At 45.9% G+C, this 15,119-nt stretch carries 11 protein-coding genes and 1 tRNA gene; 5 read left to right on the forward strand and 7 right to left on the reverse strand.

The window, feature by feature from the left end; translation table 11 throughout:
* Nucleotides 1–4: 4 nt before the first annotated feature.
* Nucleotides 5–2,377, forward strand: a complete 2,373-nt coding sequence (gene pbpC, locus GGE08_RS14865) for a penicillin-binding protein 1C (RefSeq protein ID WP_179385675.1) — start codon at nt 5–7, stop codon at nt 2,375–2,377.
* Here the strand turns inward: pbpC and der are convergent, their stop codons facing one another.
* Nucleotides 2,378–3,679, reverse strand: a complete 1,302-nt coding sequence (gene der, locus GGE08_RS14870; protein ID WP_179385676.1) for a ribosome biogenesis GTPase Der — start codon at nt 3,677–3,679, stop codon at nt 2,378–2,380. It abuts the gene before it with no gap.
* A 76-nt stretch (nt 3,680–3,755) separates the two neighbouring features.
* On the opposite strand from der, the gene GGE08_RS14875 reads away from it, so the two are divergent.
* Nucleotides 3,756–4,271, forward strand: a complete 516-nt coding sequence (locus GGE08_RS14875; RefSeq protein ID WP_179385677.1) for a GTP-binding protein — start codon at nt 3,756–3,758, stop codon at nt 4,269–4,271.
* Here the strand turns inward: GGE08_RS14875 and era are convergent.
* Together era and GGE08_RS14885 are read right to left on the reverse strand one after the other, a co-directional pair.
* Nucleotides 4,268–5,149, reverse strand: a complete 882-nt coding sequence (gene era / locus GGE08_RS14880; RefSeq protein ID WP_179385740.1) for a GTPase Era — start codon at nt 5,147–5,149, stop codon at nt 4,268–4,270. The two genes, GGE08_RS14875 and era, sit on opposite strands and share 4 nt — an antisense overlap.
* A complete protein-coding gene (locus GGE08_RS14885) occupies nt 5,139–6,503 on the reverse strand; it encodes a sodium:alanine symporter family protein (RefSeq protein ID WP_179385678.1) in 1,365 nt (454 codons plus the stop codon). Before GGE08_RS14885 ends, era begins: the two co-directional genes overlap by 11 nt.
* A 228-nt stretch (nt 6,504–6,731) precedes the next feature.
* On the opposite strand from GGE08_RS14885, the gene GGE08_RS14890 reads away from it, so the two are divergent.
* From GGE08_RS14890 to GGE08_RS14900, 3 genes are all read left to right on the forward strand, one after another.
* A tRNA-Met gene (locus GGE08_RS14890) sits at nt 6,732–6,804 on the forward strand.
* A gap of 132 nt (nt 6,805–6,936) precedes the next feature.
* Nucleotides 6,937–8,118, forward strand: a complete 1,182-nt coding sequence (locus tag GGE08_RS14895; protein ID WP_179385679.1) for an MFS transporter — start codon at nt 6,937–6,939, stop codon at nt 8,116–8,118.
* A gap of 65 nt (nt 8,119–8,183) precedes the next feature.
* Nucleotides 8,184–9,014, forward strand: coding sequence for a family 16 glycosylhydrolase (locus GGE08_RS14900; protein WP_218847559.1), 831 nt, complete (start codon nt 8,184–8,186; stop codon nt 9,012–9,014).
* A 55-nt stretch (nt 9,015–9,069) separates the two neighbouring features.
* On the opposite strand, the gene GGE08_RS14905 is transcribed toward GGE08_RS14900, so the two are convergent.
* Genes GGE08_RS14905 through GGE08_RS14920 form a run of 4 tightly spaced genes read right to left on the reverse strand, consistent with a single transcriptional unit; the run spans nt 9,070 to nt 15,003 of the window.
* Nucleotides 9,070–9,252, reverse strand: a complete 183-nt coding sequence (locus GGE08_RS14905; RefSeq protein ID WP_179385680.1) for a CPXCG motif-containing cysteine-rich protein — start codon at nt 9,250–9,252, stop codon at nt 9,070–9,072.
* A 2-nt stretch (nt 9,253–9,254) separates the two neighbouring features.
* A complete protein-coding gene (locus GGE08_RS14910) occupies nt 9,255–10,580 on the reverse strand; it encodes a TolC family protein (protein WP_179385681.1) in 1,326 nt (441 codons plus the stop codon).
* Nucleotides 10,580–13,870, reverse strand: a complete 3,291-nt coding sequence (locus tag GGE08_RS14915) for an efflux RND transporter permease subunit (RefSeq protein ID WP_179385682.1) — start codon at nt 13,868–13,870, stop codon at nt 10,580–10,582. The genes GGE08_RS14910 and GGE08_RS14915 overlap by 1 nt, the downstream gene beginning before the upstream one ends.
* A gap of 11 nt (nt 13,871–13,881) precedes the next feature.
* Complete coding sequence (locus GGE08_RS14920; protein ID WP_179385683.1) at nt 13,882–15,003, reverse strand: efflux RND transporter periplasmic adaptor subunit; 1,122 nt, start codon at nt 15,001–15,003, stop codon at nt 13,882–13,884.
* Between the last annotated feature and the right edge of the window lie 116 nt (nt 15,004–15,119).

Raw genomic sequence — 15,119 nt, forward strand, 5'->3', positions numbered from 1 at the left:
TTGAATGAGTGAGTTTTTATCGTCAGTAAAAAAACTGTTCATCGACCATAAGGTCAAAATTGTTGTGTTTTTCATCATTTTGGTCTTATGGTTGTTTTGCCTGCCCAAGAATCTGTTCAAAGACCCCACCTCTACTGTGGTGAACAGTTCGGACGGTGCCCTCATCGGAGCGCGAATCGCAGCCGATGGCCAGTGGCGGTTTCCTCCCATGGACTCGGTTCCCGAACGCTTCGAAAAGAGCATCCTATTATTTGAGGACGAGTATTTCTACCAACATCCCGGATTCAATCCTATTTCCATCCTTAAGGCCGTTGGCCATAATCTCACCAAAGAAACCCGAAGGGGCGGCAGTACCATCACCCAGCAAGTGATCCGTCTCAGCCGAAAAAACCAAAGCCGGACGTACTGGGAAAAACTCATTGAGGTGTTTATGGCCACACGCTTGGAGCTTCGTCACTCCAAAGAAGACATTTTGAAACTGTACGCCTCCCACACGCCCTATGGCGGCAATGTGGTGGGATTGGAGACCGCGGCCTGGCGCTATTTTGGGATTCCAGCCCATGAATTGAGTTGGGGCCAATCTGCTGCCTTGGCGGTTTTGCCCAACGCACCTGCATTAATTTTCCCCGGAAGAAACGAAAAGGCTTTTTCGGACAAGCGAAATCGATTATTGAAAAAACTTCGGGAGAAGGGGGTCATTGACGAAACAACCTATGATTTGGCCATTGCCGAACCATTGCCCCAAGAGCCCATGCCCTTGCCCGATGTAGCGCCCCATCTCACCGAGCGTATCCGAAATGAACATCCCGGGGAGCTTGTAAACACTTCGGTATTGAGGCCTTTGCAGCAACGGCTGAATCTTTTGGCGGAACGGCATTACCAACAGCTCAAAAGCAACGAGATACACAACTTGGCCATTTTGGTGCTGGATGTGGAGACCCGAAAAGTACTCGGCTATGTGGGTAATTCCCCTTCGGACGAAACACACGCCAATTATGTGGACATCGTTACCAAAAAAAGAAGTACAGGCAGCACGTTGAAGCCCTTTTTGTTCGCTTCCCTTTTGGATGAAGGACAATTATTGCCCCACACATTGGTGGAAGATGTGCCTACCGTAATCAATGGGTACAATCCCCAAAACTTCAACCTGACCTATACAGGAGCGGTACCGGCCAGCAAGGCACTTTCCCGTTCGCTGAACGTTCCTGCTGTTCGTTTGCTGCGGGAATATGGCCTAGAGAAATTCTATAACAAACTTCACAAAATGAACATGGAATCGCTGGATAAGCCTTCCTCGCATTATGGACTATCCTTGATTCTCGGTGGAGCAGAAAGTTCCCTTTGGGAAGTGACCTCCACCTACGCTTCCCTCGCTTCGAGTCTGAACTACTTTTCGACCCATTCCAGCACTTATAGAAGTCAGGAATTTAATGAGGCTACCTATATTCACGATGAGACGAAGGATTTTGGAAAAGAGCAATTTGACCCTTTGGTTTTTGGCGCTGGCTCCATTTACAGCACATTTCAGTCCATGTACGAGGTGAACCGACCTGAAGGTGATGAAAATTGGCAGTTTTTTGATTCTTCCCAACCGATTGCGTGGAAAACCGGGACCAGTTTTGGTTTTAAGGATGCCTGGGCCGTTGGGGTTACGCCACGATATGCGATAGGAGTCTGGGCAGGCAATGCCGATGGTGAGGGCAGACCCGGACTTACAGGGATCACCGCAGCTGCCCCGCTACTGTTTGATGTATTGGATGCCCTGCCTCAGAGCGGTTGGTTCCAAGAGCCTTTTGACGACCTTGTGGAGCTGGACGTATGTGAGCAGAGTGGATTTCGGGCCTCGGTGTACTGTGATGACATCAAAAAGGAATGGGTACCCACCCACGGAACGCGAAGCGGTCCCTGCCCCTATCATCAGCAAGTGTTTTTGGATGCCACCGAACGGTTTAGGGTGAACTCGGAATGTTATCCCTTGGAAGATATGGTTGCCAAAAATTGGTTGGTGCTCCCGCCCATTTTGGAATACTATTATGCTGCCTCCAACCCCAACTACAAACCATTGCCGCCTTATTTGGAGGGTTGCGCTGCTTTGGAAAACAATTTGATGGAATTCATTTATCCCAAGAACAACGAAGCTGTGCTGATCCCAAAGGATTTGGGCGAGAAAAACAGGGAAGTCATCCTAAAACTGGCCCATCAACAATCCAATACCATCATTTATTGGTATTTGGATGAGAGGTTTTTGGGTAAAACGGAAAATTTCCATGAGCTCATTTTGGACATTGCACCAGGCATCTATACCCTGACTGCCGTGGACGGTCAAGGAAACCGGATACAGCAAGTAGTGGAGGTACGGTATGCTTCGGGCGAATAATTACTTCTTCCGCATAAAAATGGTGATCGGAACTCCCGTAAAATCAAATTGCTGCCTGATCTTGTTCTCCAAAAACCGTTTATAGGGATCCTTTACGTACTGAGGCAAATTACAGAAAAACGCAAATTGCGGGTAAGGGGTCGGTAGCTGTGTACAGAACTTGATCTTTACATACTTCCCTTTGGTGGCCGGAGGTGGTGTTTTTTCAATAATGGGAAGCATAATATCATTTAACTTCCGTGTTGGTATTTTTTTGGAACGGTTTTTATACACCTCTACGGCGGTTTCAATGGCTTTGTAGATACGCTGCTTGTTCAGCACGGAAATAAACAGGATCGGTACATCTTCAAAAGGAGAAATCACCTCATGTATCGCCTTGGTATATTCCTTTACGGAGTTGGTCTCCTTTTCCACCAAATCCCATTTGTTCACCAAAATCACGATTCCTTTATTGTTGCGCTGCGCCAACCAAAAAATGTTCTGCACCTGTCCGTCAAAACCTCGGGTGGCATCCATCATCAAAATACAGACGTCGCAATATTCAATGGCCCTTACGGAACGCATCACCGAATAAAACTCCAAATCTTCCTTTACCTTGGATTTTCTTCGGATACCGGCAGTATCCACCAAATTGAATTCAAATCCAAAACGGTTGTATTTGGTATCGATACTATCCCGGGTCGTCCCCGCAATATCGGTCACAATATACCTATCCTCACCTATCAAGGCATTAATAAAGGATGATTTCCCGGCATTGGGGCGTCCCACCACGGCAAAGCGCGGCAATTCACTTTCCTCTTCCTTCTCGTCGGGCAAGACTTCCACAAGGGCGTCCAAGAGTTCACCCGTTCCGCTCCCGTTGATACTGGAAATGGTATAATAATCGCCCAATCCCAAGGCATAAAACTCCACGGCATCGGCCATCCGTTGGGTATTATCCACTTTGTTGACTGCCAAGAAGGTCGGTTTATCCACCCGGCGAAGCAATTTGGCCACATCTTCATCCATCCCGGTCACCCCGGACTCGACATCCACCATAAAAATGATGGCATCGGCCTCATCAATGGCCAATTCTACCTGTTTGTCGATTTCTTTTTCGAAAACATCGTCGCTCCCCAACACATAACCTCCGGTATCGATCAACGAAAACTCCTTGCCATTCCAGTCACTTTTTCCATAATGACGGTCGCGCGTGACACCGCTTACGGCATCGACAATCGCCTCACGGCGTTGAATGAGTCGGTTAAAAAAAGTGGATTTCCCAACATTGGGTCTCCCTACAATGGCTACGATAGCTCCCATCAGGTTTAATTTTTGGCAAAAATACCATTTATTATGAAGAAAAAATGATACCTTTTTTCATCATTTTCAAATGATTATGAGCGACCTGACCAATGAGCTAGTTTTAAGGCCCCGTTTTCGCGTGTCCGTAAAGGCGGATTTAAAGGATTTGGAGGCTACTTTCAATACCACTTCGGCCCATCCGTTTTTGATCAAACGACTGGACGAACATATTTTTGTGAAGTTCAAAAAGGCGGAAACCACCTTTTGGACGCCTCAACTTCATTTGGAACTATCCTCTTTTGAAGAGCACATTAGCAATATTCGAGGGGTTTTTGGTCCCAATCCTACCCTTTGGACCTTTTTTATGTTCCTGCATTTTGGTGTGGGTACGGTTTTTATCATTTTGGGCATATTTGCCTATTCCAATTATTCCTTGGGCAAGGATATTACCCTCTTTTTGGTAGGCATGTTCCTTTTGGTGGTGCTGTGGTTTGCCCTTTATGCGTTTGGTCGCTTGGGAAAATCGAAGGGAAAGGGACAAATGGAACAACTGAAGCAATTTGTTCGGGAGACTATTGCTCCTTTTGAGCGCGTTGGGGACGAATCCTAACCATTGTACCCAAAGCGTCTGAGCTGCTGTGAGTTGCTACGCCAGTTTTTGTTCACTTTTACATAAAGTTCGATGTGCACCTGCTTGGCAAAAAACTTCTCCAAATCCTTTCGAGATTCCACGCCCACCCTTTTTAGGGCACTGCCTTTGTGGCCAATAATGATTCCTTTTTGTGTATCGCGCTCCACCATAATCACGGAACGGATTCGGATGATATCTTCATCTTCCAAAAACTCCTCGGTTTCTACCTCAACGGCGTAAGGGATTTCCTTTTTGTAATGGAGCAGGATTTTTTCCCGGATGGTCTCGTTCACAAAAAAGCGTTCGGGCTTGTCGGTTATCTGATCCTTGGGGTAATAGGGCGGTGCTTCAGGCAATAATTCCAAAATACGGTTGAAGACTTCGGTAACATTGAAGTTTTCCAAAGCGGAGATAGGGTGAATTTCGGCATTGGGCAACTGCTCTTGCCAATATTGCATTTGCTCTTCCAGTGTCTGCTGGTCGGATTTGTCAATTTTATTGAGGAGCAACAGCACAGGAATTTTGCTGTTCTGTATTTTTTTGAAGAAGGATTCATCCTTGAGCGCCTTTTCCCCGATTTCCACCATGTAGAGGAGCACATCGGCATCCTCAAAAGCGGACTTTACAAAGTCCATCATGGAGGTTTGTAATTCGTAGGCTGGTTTTATAATCCCGGGGGTATCGGACAAAATCACCTGAAAATCTTCCCCATTCACGATTCCCAAGATGCGGTGACGGGTGGTCTGCGCCTTGGAGGTGATAATGGACAGTTTTTCACCCACAAAAGCATTCATCAACGTGGATTTCCCAACGTTGGGGTTGCCGATAATATTTACAAATCCTGATTTATGCGCCACCGTTTCTTCTTTTTTCAAAATATTGTTTGGATGCTTCGTTCACCTTTGGTGAAAGATACAACACTGCGATCATATTGGGAATTACCATCAATGCATAAGAGAGGTCGATCAAGTTTTTGACCAATTTTAAGGAAGCCACTGCAGCAAAAACGATCATCACTACAAAGAACACATTGTACCATTTTCCGATTTTGGCGTTGGTCAAAAATGATAAACTCTTCACCCCGTAGTAGGAATAGGTAAACAAGGTAGACAATGCAAACGCAGCTACAATCACCATCAAAAGTACATCTCCCATGCCATACAGTGTGGTTTCGAAAGCGGACATGGTCATCACAATACCACTACCGTCTTCCAGATAGGCTCCGCTCAAAATAATCACCACCGCGGTGAAGGTACATACCAATATGGTATCTATAAATGGACCCAACATGGCCACCAATCCTTCCTTGGCAGGTTCATCGTTCCGGGATTGCCCGTGGTACATGGGCGCACTACCCAGTCCGGCCTCATTGGAGAACATGGCCCTGCGAACCCCAACGATGACCAAGCCCCAGAATCCGCCAGTGACCGCTGTATCGAAGTTCCAGGCCTCGACAAGAATCATTTTGAGGGCGGGGAAAACCTCCCCTGCATGACTTGCCATCACAAATATGACCGCCAACAAATATACCCCTACCATAAAGGGAACGATGGCAGAGGCTACTTTGGCAATTTTGGTGAGACCACCAAAAATCACAATCGATGTGATGATCGCCAAGAAAAATCCGATACCGAGCTTCCAGTTGAACTCACTGGTCGCCAAAAGTGTTTCATGAGGTTGCACCACGCCCATAAAGGCTTCCGTAAATTGATTGGCGGTAAAAACGCCCAAAAAGCCAAAAAGTCCGCAAATACTGAAAAAAATGGCCATGGGCTTTGCCCATTTCCCCATGCCTTGGGTGATGTAGAACATGGGCCCACCTTGCATATGTCCCTCGGAATCGGTGCCGCGGTACATGATGGCCAAACTGCCCGAATAAAATTTGATTCCCATACCCAAGAGTGCGGTCATCCAAATCCAAAAGACCACGCCCGGACCGCCATCATGGATGGCAATGGCCACTCCTGAGATATTGCCCAAGCCTACCGTAGCGGCAACAGCAGCGGACAATGCCTGAAAAGAACTGACATCCCCTTTGGCATTTTTGTCATCATACTTTCCAGAAACCACGGCAATGGCATGTCCAAAATAACGGAAGGGTGCGAATTTGGAATAGAATGCCAAAAACAGCCCTCCACCTATTAGCAAGATAAACATGGGCCACTCCGTATAGGGCAAGAGGGAGGATATAAACTCGTTGATTGCGTCCATAAGGTAAAAACGTCGAATTTATGGATTTTGGACGGGATAGATGTTAAGGAAAATGGAATATTAAATTTAAGTTTGGAAATGACAGGAAAAGCGTTGTATATTTGCCGTCCATATCGCGGGGTAGAGCAGTATGCTTCGGCTACGCTCAGCACAGGGTCCGCTCGTCGGGCTCCTCGCTTTGAAAAATTGAAATATAGTTGCAACCGCAGGCAACATTAAAATATAAACCGCGGGGTAGAGCAGTAGGTAGCTCGTCGGGCTCATAACCCGAAGGTCGCTGGTTCGAGTCCAGTCCCCGCTACTAGAAAGCTCCTTGAAATTTCAAGGAGCTTTTTTTTGTTTTGAACACAACCGATTCGCACATCGATTTCGAATGACTTTCCCTAACCAGTTTCATTCCTAGCCATTACCTTTGCCCCTTAATAAAACACGCTTGAAGAACACTACGCAACCCACCAACAAAAAAGCCCTGCTATCACTTGCTATCGGCGGCTTTGGCATAGGCCTAACCGAGTTCGTTATTATGGGGATTCTACCCAATATTGCCGATTCCTTGGACATATCCATCCCCAAAGCTGGCCATTTTATCGCTATCTATGCCCTTGGGGTCGTGATTGGAGGACCGTTCATGGCACGGATCACCACCCATTTAAATCCGAAAAAGACATTGTTGTTCTTGATGCTATGGTTCACCGTGTTCAATACCTTATCGGCCTTCTCGGGCAACTATTGGGTAATGATGCTGTTCCGATTTTTATCGGGCATGCCCCATGGGGCGTTTTTTGGTATTGGTGCCGTGGTGTCGGGCTATTTGGCAAGGCCCGGAAAGGCGGCCCAAGCAATGGCAGTAATGTTCTCGGGGCTGACCGTTGCCAATATTTTAGGTGTGCCATTGGGCACCTATATCGGCCAAGAAATCCATTGGAGCTACTCCTTTATATTGGTAGGATTTGCTGGAATCGCCACCTTATCCAGTCTTTATTTTTGGATGCCCAAAGAGAATCTGGAAAGTATTGATGATACTGAAGGCGCAAATCCCTCTCCCGGGTTGAAAAACAAAAAATTATGGGCACTTATCGCATTGACCACCATAGGGTCGGGAGGTTTCTTTGCCTGGTACAGTTACATTGCCCCGCTGGTTATTTCAACAACCATATTGCCCGAATCCTATGTAGGGTATGTCATGATTGTAGCGGGCTGTGGTATGTTCTTGGGCAATTTTTTGGGCGCACGCATGGTAGAAATCTTTAATCCGGTCAGGTCGGTGGTCATCAGTATGCTTTCCATGACGACCGTACTAATACTGAATTCCATTCTGGCGGAATATACCATTGCTGTATTTGTGCTGAGCTTTATTGTTGGCGTGATTACCTTTTCGATAACCGCACCCATTCAAATTGCTATTATCCGGGCGGCCAAAGGTGCCGAAAAACTGGGTTCCTCGATGAACCAAAGTGCCTTTAATATGGGCAATGCTTCCGGAGCCTATTTTGGAGGGTTGCCCATGGTTTTTGGCTTAGGGGTGAATTACTCCAGTGTGGTAGGAGGTTGTTTGGCGTTTATAGGGGCCTGTATCGGAATCTCGATACTCTACACACAAAAAAGAAAAGCTTAGACAGCATGCACCACCGCTATCCCGCTTTTGTTTAGTAGTTTTACGACTATCAAACTTGTATTATTTTGAGAAGTTTCATTTTTCTTTTACTAAGCCTTGGCCTTCTTGGTCAAGATGTTCCAACCATTGAAAAAAGCACGCACCAAAACACTTTTGATAACTTGGTGTTTGTTGACGAATTCGAGTTGGATGGAAGGCCCGACCCTAGCAAATGGCACCATCAAGTGATACCCCCGAATAATGGCAGTTGGCACAATGATGAACTACAACATTATACCAACAGGGAAGAAAACTCCATTGTCAGCAAAGGCTCCCTCAAAATAAAGGCACTTAAGGAACCTTATGCATACCAAGGAAGTCAAAAGGAATATACTTCGGCCCGGATGAACGCAAAATTTGCCTTTACGTATGGACGTGTGGAGGTACGGGCCAAATTACCCAGCTCGGCCGGGACTTGGCCAGCCATTTGGACGCTGGGCGCCAATGTGGACGAAACCGGAAATTACTTCGATGACCAGTATGGCAGTGTGGGATGGCCACTTTCTGGAGAAATCGATATTATGGAGCAAACCGGTTGGGACAAAGACAGTACCATTTCCCATTTCCATTGGGGCGACTTGAACACAAAGGTCTACAAAGAAATTGGAGGAGAAACAAAAGTAGTGAATGCTTCTTCCGAATTCCATGTGTATGCCATGGAGTGGAGCAGTGAGAGCATCAAAACTTATGTGGACGATACGTTGGTATACGAATTGCCCAATTCCAATGACAAACCGTTCAACCATCCACACTATTTGATTCTGAACATTGCCATGGGCGGTAATCTTGGAGGTGAAGTCCCAGCAGATTTTACCGAAGGTACCCTCGAAATCGATTATGTGAGAATCTATCAGTAACCAATCGGCATACATTCATCACCTCTCGGATTGAATAAGTAAAAAGTGGTGTCCTTTACTGGCCCAATTCCCTCGCCTCGAAGAAAACCAGTTCCTGTTGTCTACATTGTGCTGTAGCCTCTATGGGATTGCAGCATACTTCGCAATCTTCTACATAGGTCTGTTCGGGAATGGAAGTATCGAGCAAAAAAGATATTTCTTCCCAACAGTACGGACATTGGAAAAAATGCTCGAACATATCTAAAATTCTACATTCAGCAATTGACCACTCACTTGAAGCATTTGAAGCTCGGCCAATTTCGCATTGTATTTTGCCTGACTCTTGGCCAATTCAGCGTTCAAAAGGTTCAACTGGGCCTGCCTAAATTCAATGGAGGTCACCTGCCCCAATTTGTATCGCTCGTCAGTACGTTTAAAGTTGTTCTGGTTGGTCTGCAGGTTTTTTTCTTGGACTTCCAATACGTATAGGGCATTGGTATAACTGTCCCATGCGTTGCGGATATCGCGTTCCACCTCCAATTGGATTTGCTTTTTGGCAATCTCCTGATTTTGGTAGGCTATCTTGGCGTTTTTTATCCCCGTAATGGTCGTACCACCGTCAAACAGGTTCCAAGTAAGGTTTATGGCTCCAGTGACCCCGGTTGATGTATTTTGCAATACGAATGCCAATGGGCTATTGTTGTTGGATTCGTTCCAACCGTAGGTTCCCGTCAGGCCAATGGTAGGTAAAAACCCACTACGCGCTACCCTGATATCATATCGCCCCATATTGATGTTCTTTTCCGCAATCTGGAGCCTAACATTGTTCATCTGGGCCTCGTTGTACATATTTTCCATTTGAAGTCCCGGAACAAAAGTAACCGTAGTATCAGCTTCAAATTGGGCGGAAAGGTCACGGTTCAAAATCAAATTCAGGTCGCGCATCGTATTTCGTAGCTGCTGTCTAGAATTCAATAGATTGATGCTATCCGTATTGATGTCCACTTCGGCATTCAGTACGTCCAACCCGGTATTTTGTCCAAACTCAAATTGATATTGGGCCCTTTTGAGCCTATCCTTTGAAATCTCCAAGGCCTGTTCCAAGGTATTCGTGTTTTCGGTGAGGCGTGCCGCCTCGTAGTACACGGTAAACAATTGAAGAATGGTGGTCTCGATTGTTTGCCTAACTTCCAACTCGGATTGCTCCGAGCGTTCTTGAAAACTTTTGTAGTTGTAGTACCTTCCAAGGCCATCAAATAAGGTGTAGTTCACATTCACCGCGGCGCTGTACCTGCGCGTCTCGGCTCCTTCTGCGCTCCTTACATCACCGTTGGCCAAGATACCTTCGGAGTTCTGCTTGTCGATACTTCCGCTGGCATTGCCGGAAACTGTGGGCAGATAACCTGAATTGAGGATATCGGCATTGTTCTCGTCGATTTTTTTGGTATTACGAGCCACTTGAATATCCAAATTGTTTTCCAAAACCATTGCAATGGCCTCTTCCTTGGTCAAAACCGTATCTTGGGCATGGGCCAGCGAACAAACAAACAGTAAGATAAAGGGTAGTTTATTAAAAAAGCTTCTCATTATGTGGTCTCTTCTACAACTTTTGAGGTTTCTTCTCTGTTTTTCGGCACATTCGAACTATCAGTTCCATTTAAGTGAACCATGCCAGATTGCATCTCTTCTTCTTCATGCTGTTCCCGAATGGCGCGTTCTACTTCTTCAGGAGTTACCTCTTCCCCTGTCCAAAGTCGTTTTGCCAATACTTTCACATTGTTCCCAAAGGAAAGTAGCAATGGGAGCATGAGCAGGGTCAGCACTGTGGCAAAACCGATTCCATAGGCAATGGAAATGGCCATAGGTTTCAGGAACTGGGCCTGACGACTTTTTTCCAATAGTAAGGGTGCCAAACCGGCAATAGTGGTTACCGATGTCAAAAAGATGGCCCTAAAACGAGATTTTCCTGCTTCATATATGGCTTCGTCGAATTTCATACCGTTTCGAAGGTTGATATTGAATTTACCGATCAACACCAATCCATCATTCACCATAATACCGATCAATGCAATAATCCCCAACATGGAAAGAACATTAATGGGGAATCCATGTATCCAGTGTCCCCATGCAACAGCGGTTAAGCTAAAGGGCACCATGAATATCAACAAGAGTGGTTGGCTAATGCTTCTAAAAGTGAAGGATATGACAATGAAAATTAAAAATAATACGATTGGCCCTACAAATCCTAAGGAACCTATCAATTTATTGGCTTCTCGGTTCTGTCCCTCATACGAAGGTGTGATGGATGGGTATTTGGCCAAAATATCCGGAAGCACTTCATTTCGTATCCATAACATGGCATCGGTTCCACTGGTGGTTTCTGGGTCTGTCAAATCCGAAGAAACCTGTATTTCCCTTCTTCCTTCCAAGTGGTTGATGGCTACATCTCCCCTTTCAATGGTGTAGGTGGCAATTTCCTTTAAAGGAATTCGGTCACCGCTGGGAGCCAAAATCCGCATTTCGTCCAAGTCGGAAATGGATGATCTATTTTCACGATCATAGCGCACCCAAACCCGTATTTCATCCTGTCCCCTTTGGAATCGTTGCGCCTGAGCACCAAAGAATCCACCCCGAACTTGGTTCATGACCGTTCTAAGGTCGAGCCCCAGCAAGTAGGCGTTCTCTTTGAGCTGTAATCGTATTTCCTTGATTCCCGCAGGGTCGTTATCGGTTACATCCTTTAGATTGGCGTTGGCTTCCATGGCTTGTTTCAGCTCGGTTTTGGCCGCCTTCAATTCGGCAATATTGTTGCCCAAAAGGGAGACCGAAACCGGACTTCCCCCAAAGTTCCCTCCGGAACCATAGATCAAGCTTTCCACTCCGATGACCGGGCCTACCAACTCGCGCAGTCGTGTGGTCACCATATCGGCGCGGATGCCATCGGGGCGTTCCTCACCTGGCAATAGATTGATTTCCAGAGTGGCATTTGATGCACCCGGACCTAAATTTTTGATCATGTTGACGAATAGCATTTTGTCCATGCCCTGCAGATATTCGTCCGTAAGTTCTTGATTTACAATATGTGCCTTATCTTGAATGAGACTGATAATGGAATCGGTCACTTTTTCATTGGTACCATTGGGCATCGTTAAGTTGATAGATACCTGATCACTGGCAATCCTTGGGAAAAAGGCCGTTCTGATAATCCCTCCACTTATGGAACCCAAAGTGAGGGCCAACGCCATGAAGAACAGGGCAAAAGTAAGGAATTTGTAGTTCAACATAAACCGCAGGGCTGGACTATACCAGTTATCCCTCATATAGTTCATGATCCTATCCCCAACTTTATTGATCACACGCAGTTTGGCAAATACTTTGCCTATGCCTGTCTTTGGTTTATCCGTTTGGGGACGGAGCGCTTTGGAATGCGCCAAGTGTGCCGGAAGTATGATCAATGCTTCTACCAACGATACCACCAGCGTCAGAATCACGATTACCGAGACCTCCCCGAAGAACTCCCCGATACGGCTATCCAAGAACAAGAATATGGAAAAGGCCAATATAGTGGTGATGATAGCGGAAATAATGGGCGGTATCACTTCCATTGTACCATCCAACGCAGCTTGCACGGGTGATTTCCCATCTTCGTAATGTTGATAGATGTTTTCTGCGATCACAATACCATCATCCACCAAAATACCGATAACAATGATCATCCCGAAGAGGGAAAGTACATTGATGGTAACGTTGAACATAGGTGCAAAAACGAACATTCCCAAAAAGGCGATCGGAAGTCCAAAGGCCACCCAAAATGCCAACCTCGTATTCAAGAAAAGGGATAGGAACACCAAAACAAGGATCATCCCTACAATGGCGTTCTCCGTCAATAATTGGGTTCGTTGGGTCAATGTCGTGGAGCGGTCGTCGATGACATCCAGTCGCACATTGGTATATTTTTCATTGAACTCCTCGATATATTGCCTCACATTTTCGGCGGAGCCCATTAAGTCTTCGGTGTTGGTACTGGTGATGGTGATGTTCACCGCAAGCTCCCCATTAAAATAGGAAGCGTTGGGAGTTTCCGAAAAACGGTCCCTGATGATGGCAACATCCTTTAATCGCACGGCACGGCCGGCAGCATCTCCCCTAACGATGATGTTGGAAAGTTCGTCCCCATAATAGGAGCGGTTGTTGGCCCTGATCAGATATTCCTCGGTTACGGTCTTGATATTACCTCCAGTGACCAAGATATTGGCATTGGAAACGGCCTGCGCCACATCGGCAAAGGATAGGTTGTAAGCCAAAAGACTGTTTTCATCAACAGCGATTTCAATTTCTTCGTCGGGATACCCATCAATTTGAATCTGGGAAATCCCATCGATAGCCCTAAGGTCGTTTTCGATTTGACGGGCTATTTGCTTTAAAGTGACCAACGGAATGTCCTTACCGCTGACGGCAAAACTAATTGTTGGCCTTACCGGTTCCTGTTTGGCCACAATCAATGGTTCCATCCCTGTTGGGAAAGTGGGCACCCTATCCACCGCATTTTTGACCTCCAACAGCATAAAATCAACATTTCGCTCCTTTTCGATTTCCACGTTAATGGTACCGCTATTTTCCCTAGAGGTAGAGGTAACACGTTCTACACCTTCCAAACCTTTAAGGTTGTCCTCTATCTTGAGAACAATACCTTCTTCGATTTCTTGGGGGGATGCCCCGGGATAGGTAATGGAAATGGTAATGTTACGGGCTTCGTTCAGCGGGAAGAAGGACGATTTCAAGGAAAGAATCCCAACAATACCAAAGACAAAAAATGCCAAGATAAAGACATTTACTGCCATGTGGTATTTAATAAAATACGAGATGAGCTTTCTCATAGCTTACGATATTAGGATTTACTTTCGTCAAAGGTGCGCACCAACATACCGGCGTATGCACCTGTCATGGGTTTTGCCACGATGACTTCGCCATCGGGAACGTTCTTGAGCACCACAGTCTTATCGGTGAAGAAAACCGGTTGAACATCCATAAGGTCCAGAATAGAATCCCGAACCACAAAAATCTGGTTGTTTTCTAATAAAAGTGATCGGTTGATCTCAATGGCATCGGATTCTTCCTTGGCCTCAAGATTGGCTTCCAAATATTGACCTTCTTTCAAGTCGTCACCGCTAACTTCGATGTAGACCATAATAGTCTGGGAGTTCTGGTCTACCCTACTGTTCACACGGGTAACCTCTCCCATGTAGGTTTGGGTCTTTTCCAAATTTGTCAGCTCTACCTTTTTCCCTACGCGTAAAAAATCCCCATAGGTTTTACTCACGGATACTTCCAGTTCGTACAGGCCTGTATCGATGAACTCGCCAAGCTTCTGCCCCGAACGAATCAATGTTCCCTCGGTTACCAATGCTTCGGTCAGCACACCGCTAAAAGGCGCTGTAATGGTATATTTGGTCAGACGCTGCTCCAAATTTTTCACATTGTAATAGGTCGTAATGATTTCCCTCCCCGTAATAAAGAATTTCTCCTTTTCCGAATCCATGGAAGGTAATTCCGGAGTGGTCTTGTCCAAATCAAAACTATTGAGGTATTGTTGCCATTTGGGGTAGATTTCCGGGTAGTCCAATCTCAAGTCGGGCATAATGGAGGTCAACAAATTGTACAGATTACTTTTAGCGGATTGTACGGTTGCGTAGTATTCGCTGGCATCGATTCGGATAAGCGTTTGTCCTGCGCTGTATGCCTGTCCAGTACGGAACAATTTGCTGCCAGGTCTAAACACACCCTGTACCTCAGAGAAAAGCTCCAACCTTTTTTTGGCCTGCAGATTACCATTGGCCGGAACCCGAATGGGTACGGTGGTGTTTTTAACGGTGTCTACAAAAACGGTCTTTACGATTTTTTGTGATGGCGGTCTTCTGTTATCCTTGCTGTCTGCAATAAGTCCAGCGAAATACAGGGAGGCGAAGATGATAATGCCTCCAACAACTGCCGATATGATGAGCTTTCGCATGCGTAAGTTGGTTTAATCTGTGCAAATCTATTCCCTTCGATTTTTACAATGGTTAAATATTTCCTAAAATACGTTGTAAACCCGGTCAAATACAAAAAGGGGACCCCAAACGGCAT

The organism is Allomuricauda sp. ARW1Y1, from assembly GCF_013407935.1.
GTDB lineage: Bacteria > Bacteroidota > Bacteroidia > Flavobacteriales > Flavobacteriaceae > Flagellimonas.

Coding starts and splice junctions, on each gene's coding strand:
- pbpC (WP_179385675.1), top strand. CDS start 5: ATGAGTGAGTTTTTATCGTCAGTAAAAAAACTGTTCATCGACCATAAG.
- der (WP_179385676.1), bottom strand. CDS start 3,679: ATGGGAGCTATCGTAGCCATTGTAGGGAGACCCAATGTTGGGAAATCC.
- GGE08_RS14875 (WP_179385677.1), top strand. CDS start 3,756: ATGAGCGACCTGACCAATGAGCTAGTTTTAAGGCCCCGTTTTCGCGTG.
- GGE08_RS14885 (WP_179385678.1), bottom strand. CDS start 6,503: ATGGACGCAATCAACGAGTTTATATCCTCCCTCTTGCCCTATACGGAG.
- GGE08_RS14905 (WP_179385680.1), bottom strand. CDS start 9,252: ATGTTCGAGCATTTTTTCCAATGTCCGTACTGTTGGGAAGAAATATCT.
- GGE08_RS14910 (WP_179385681.1), bottom strand. CDS start 10,580: ATGAGAAGCTTTTTTAATAAACTACCCTTTATCTTACTGTTTGTTTGT.
- GGE08_RS14915 (WP_179385682.1), bottom strand. CDS start 13,870: ATGAGAAAGCTCATCTCGTATTTTATTAAATACCACATGGCAGTAAAT.
- GGE08_RS14920 (WP_179385683.1), bottom strand. CDS start 15,003: ATGCGAAAGCTCATCATATCGGCAGTTGTTGGAGGCATTATCATCTTC.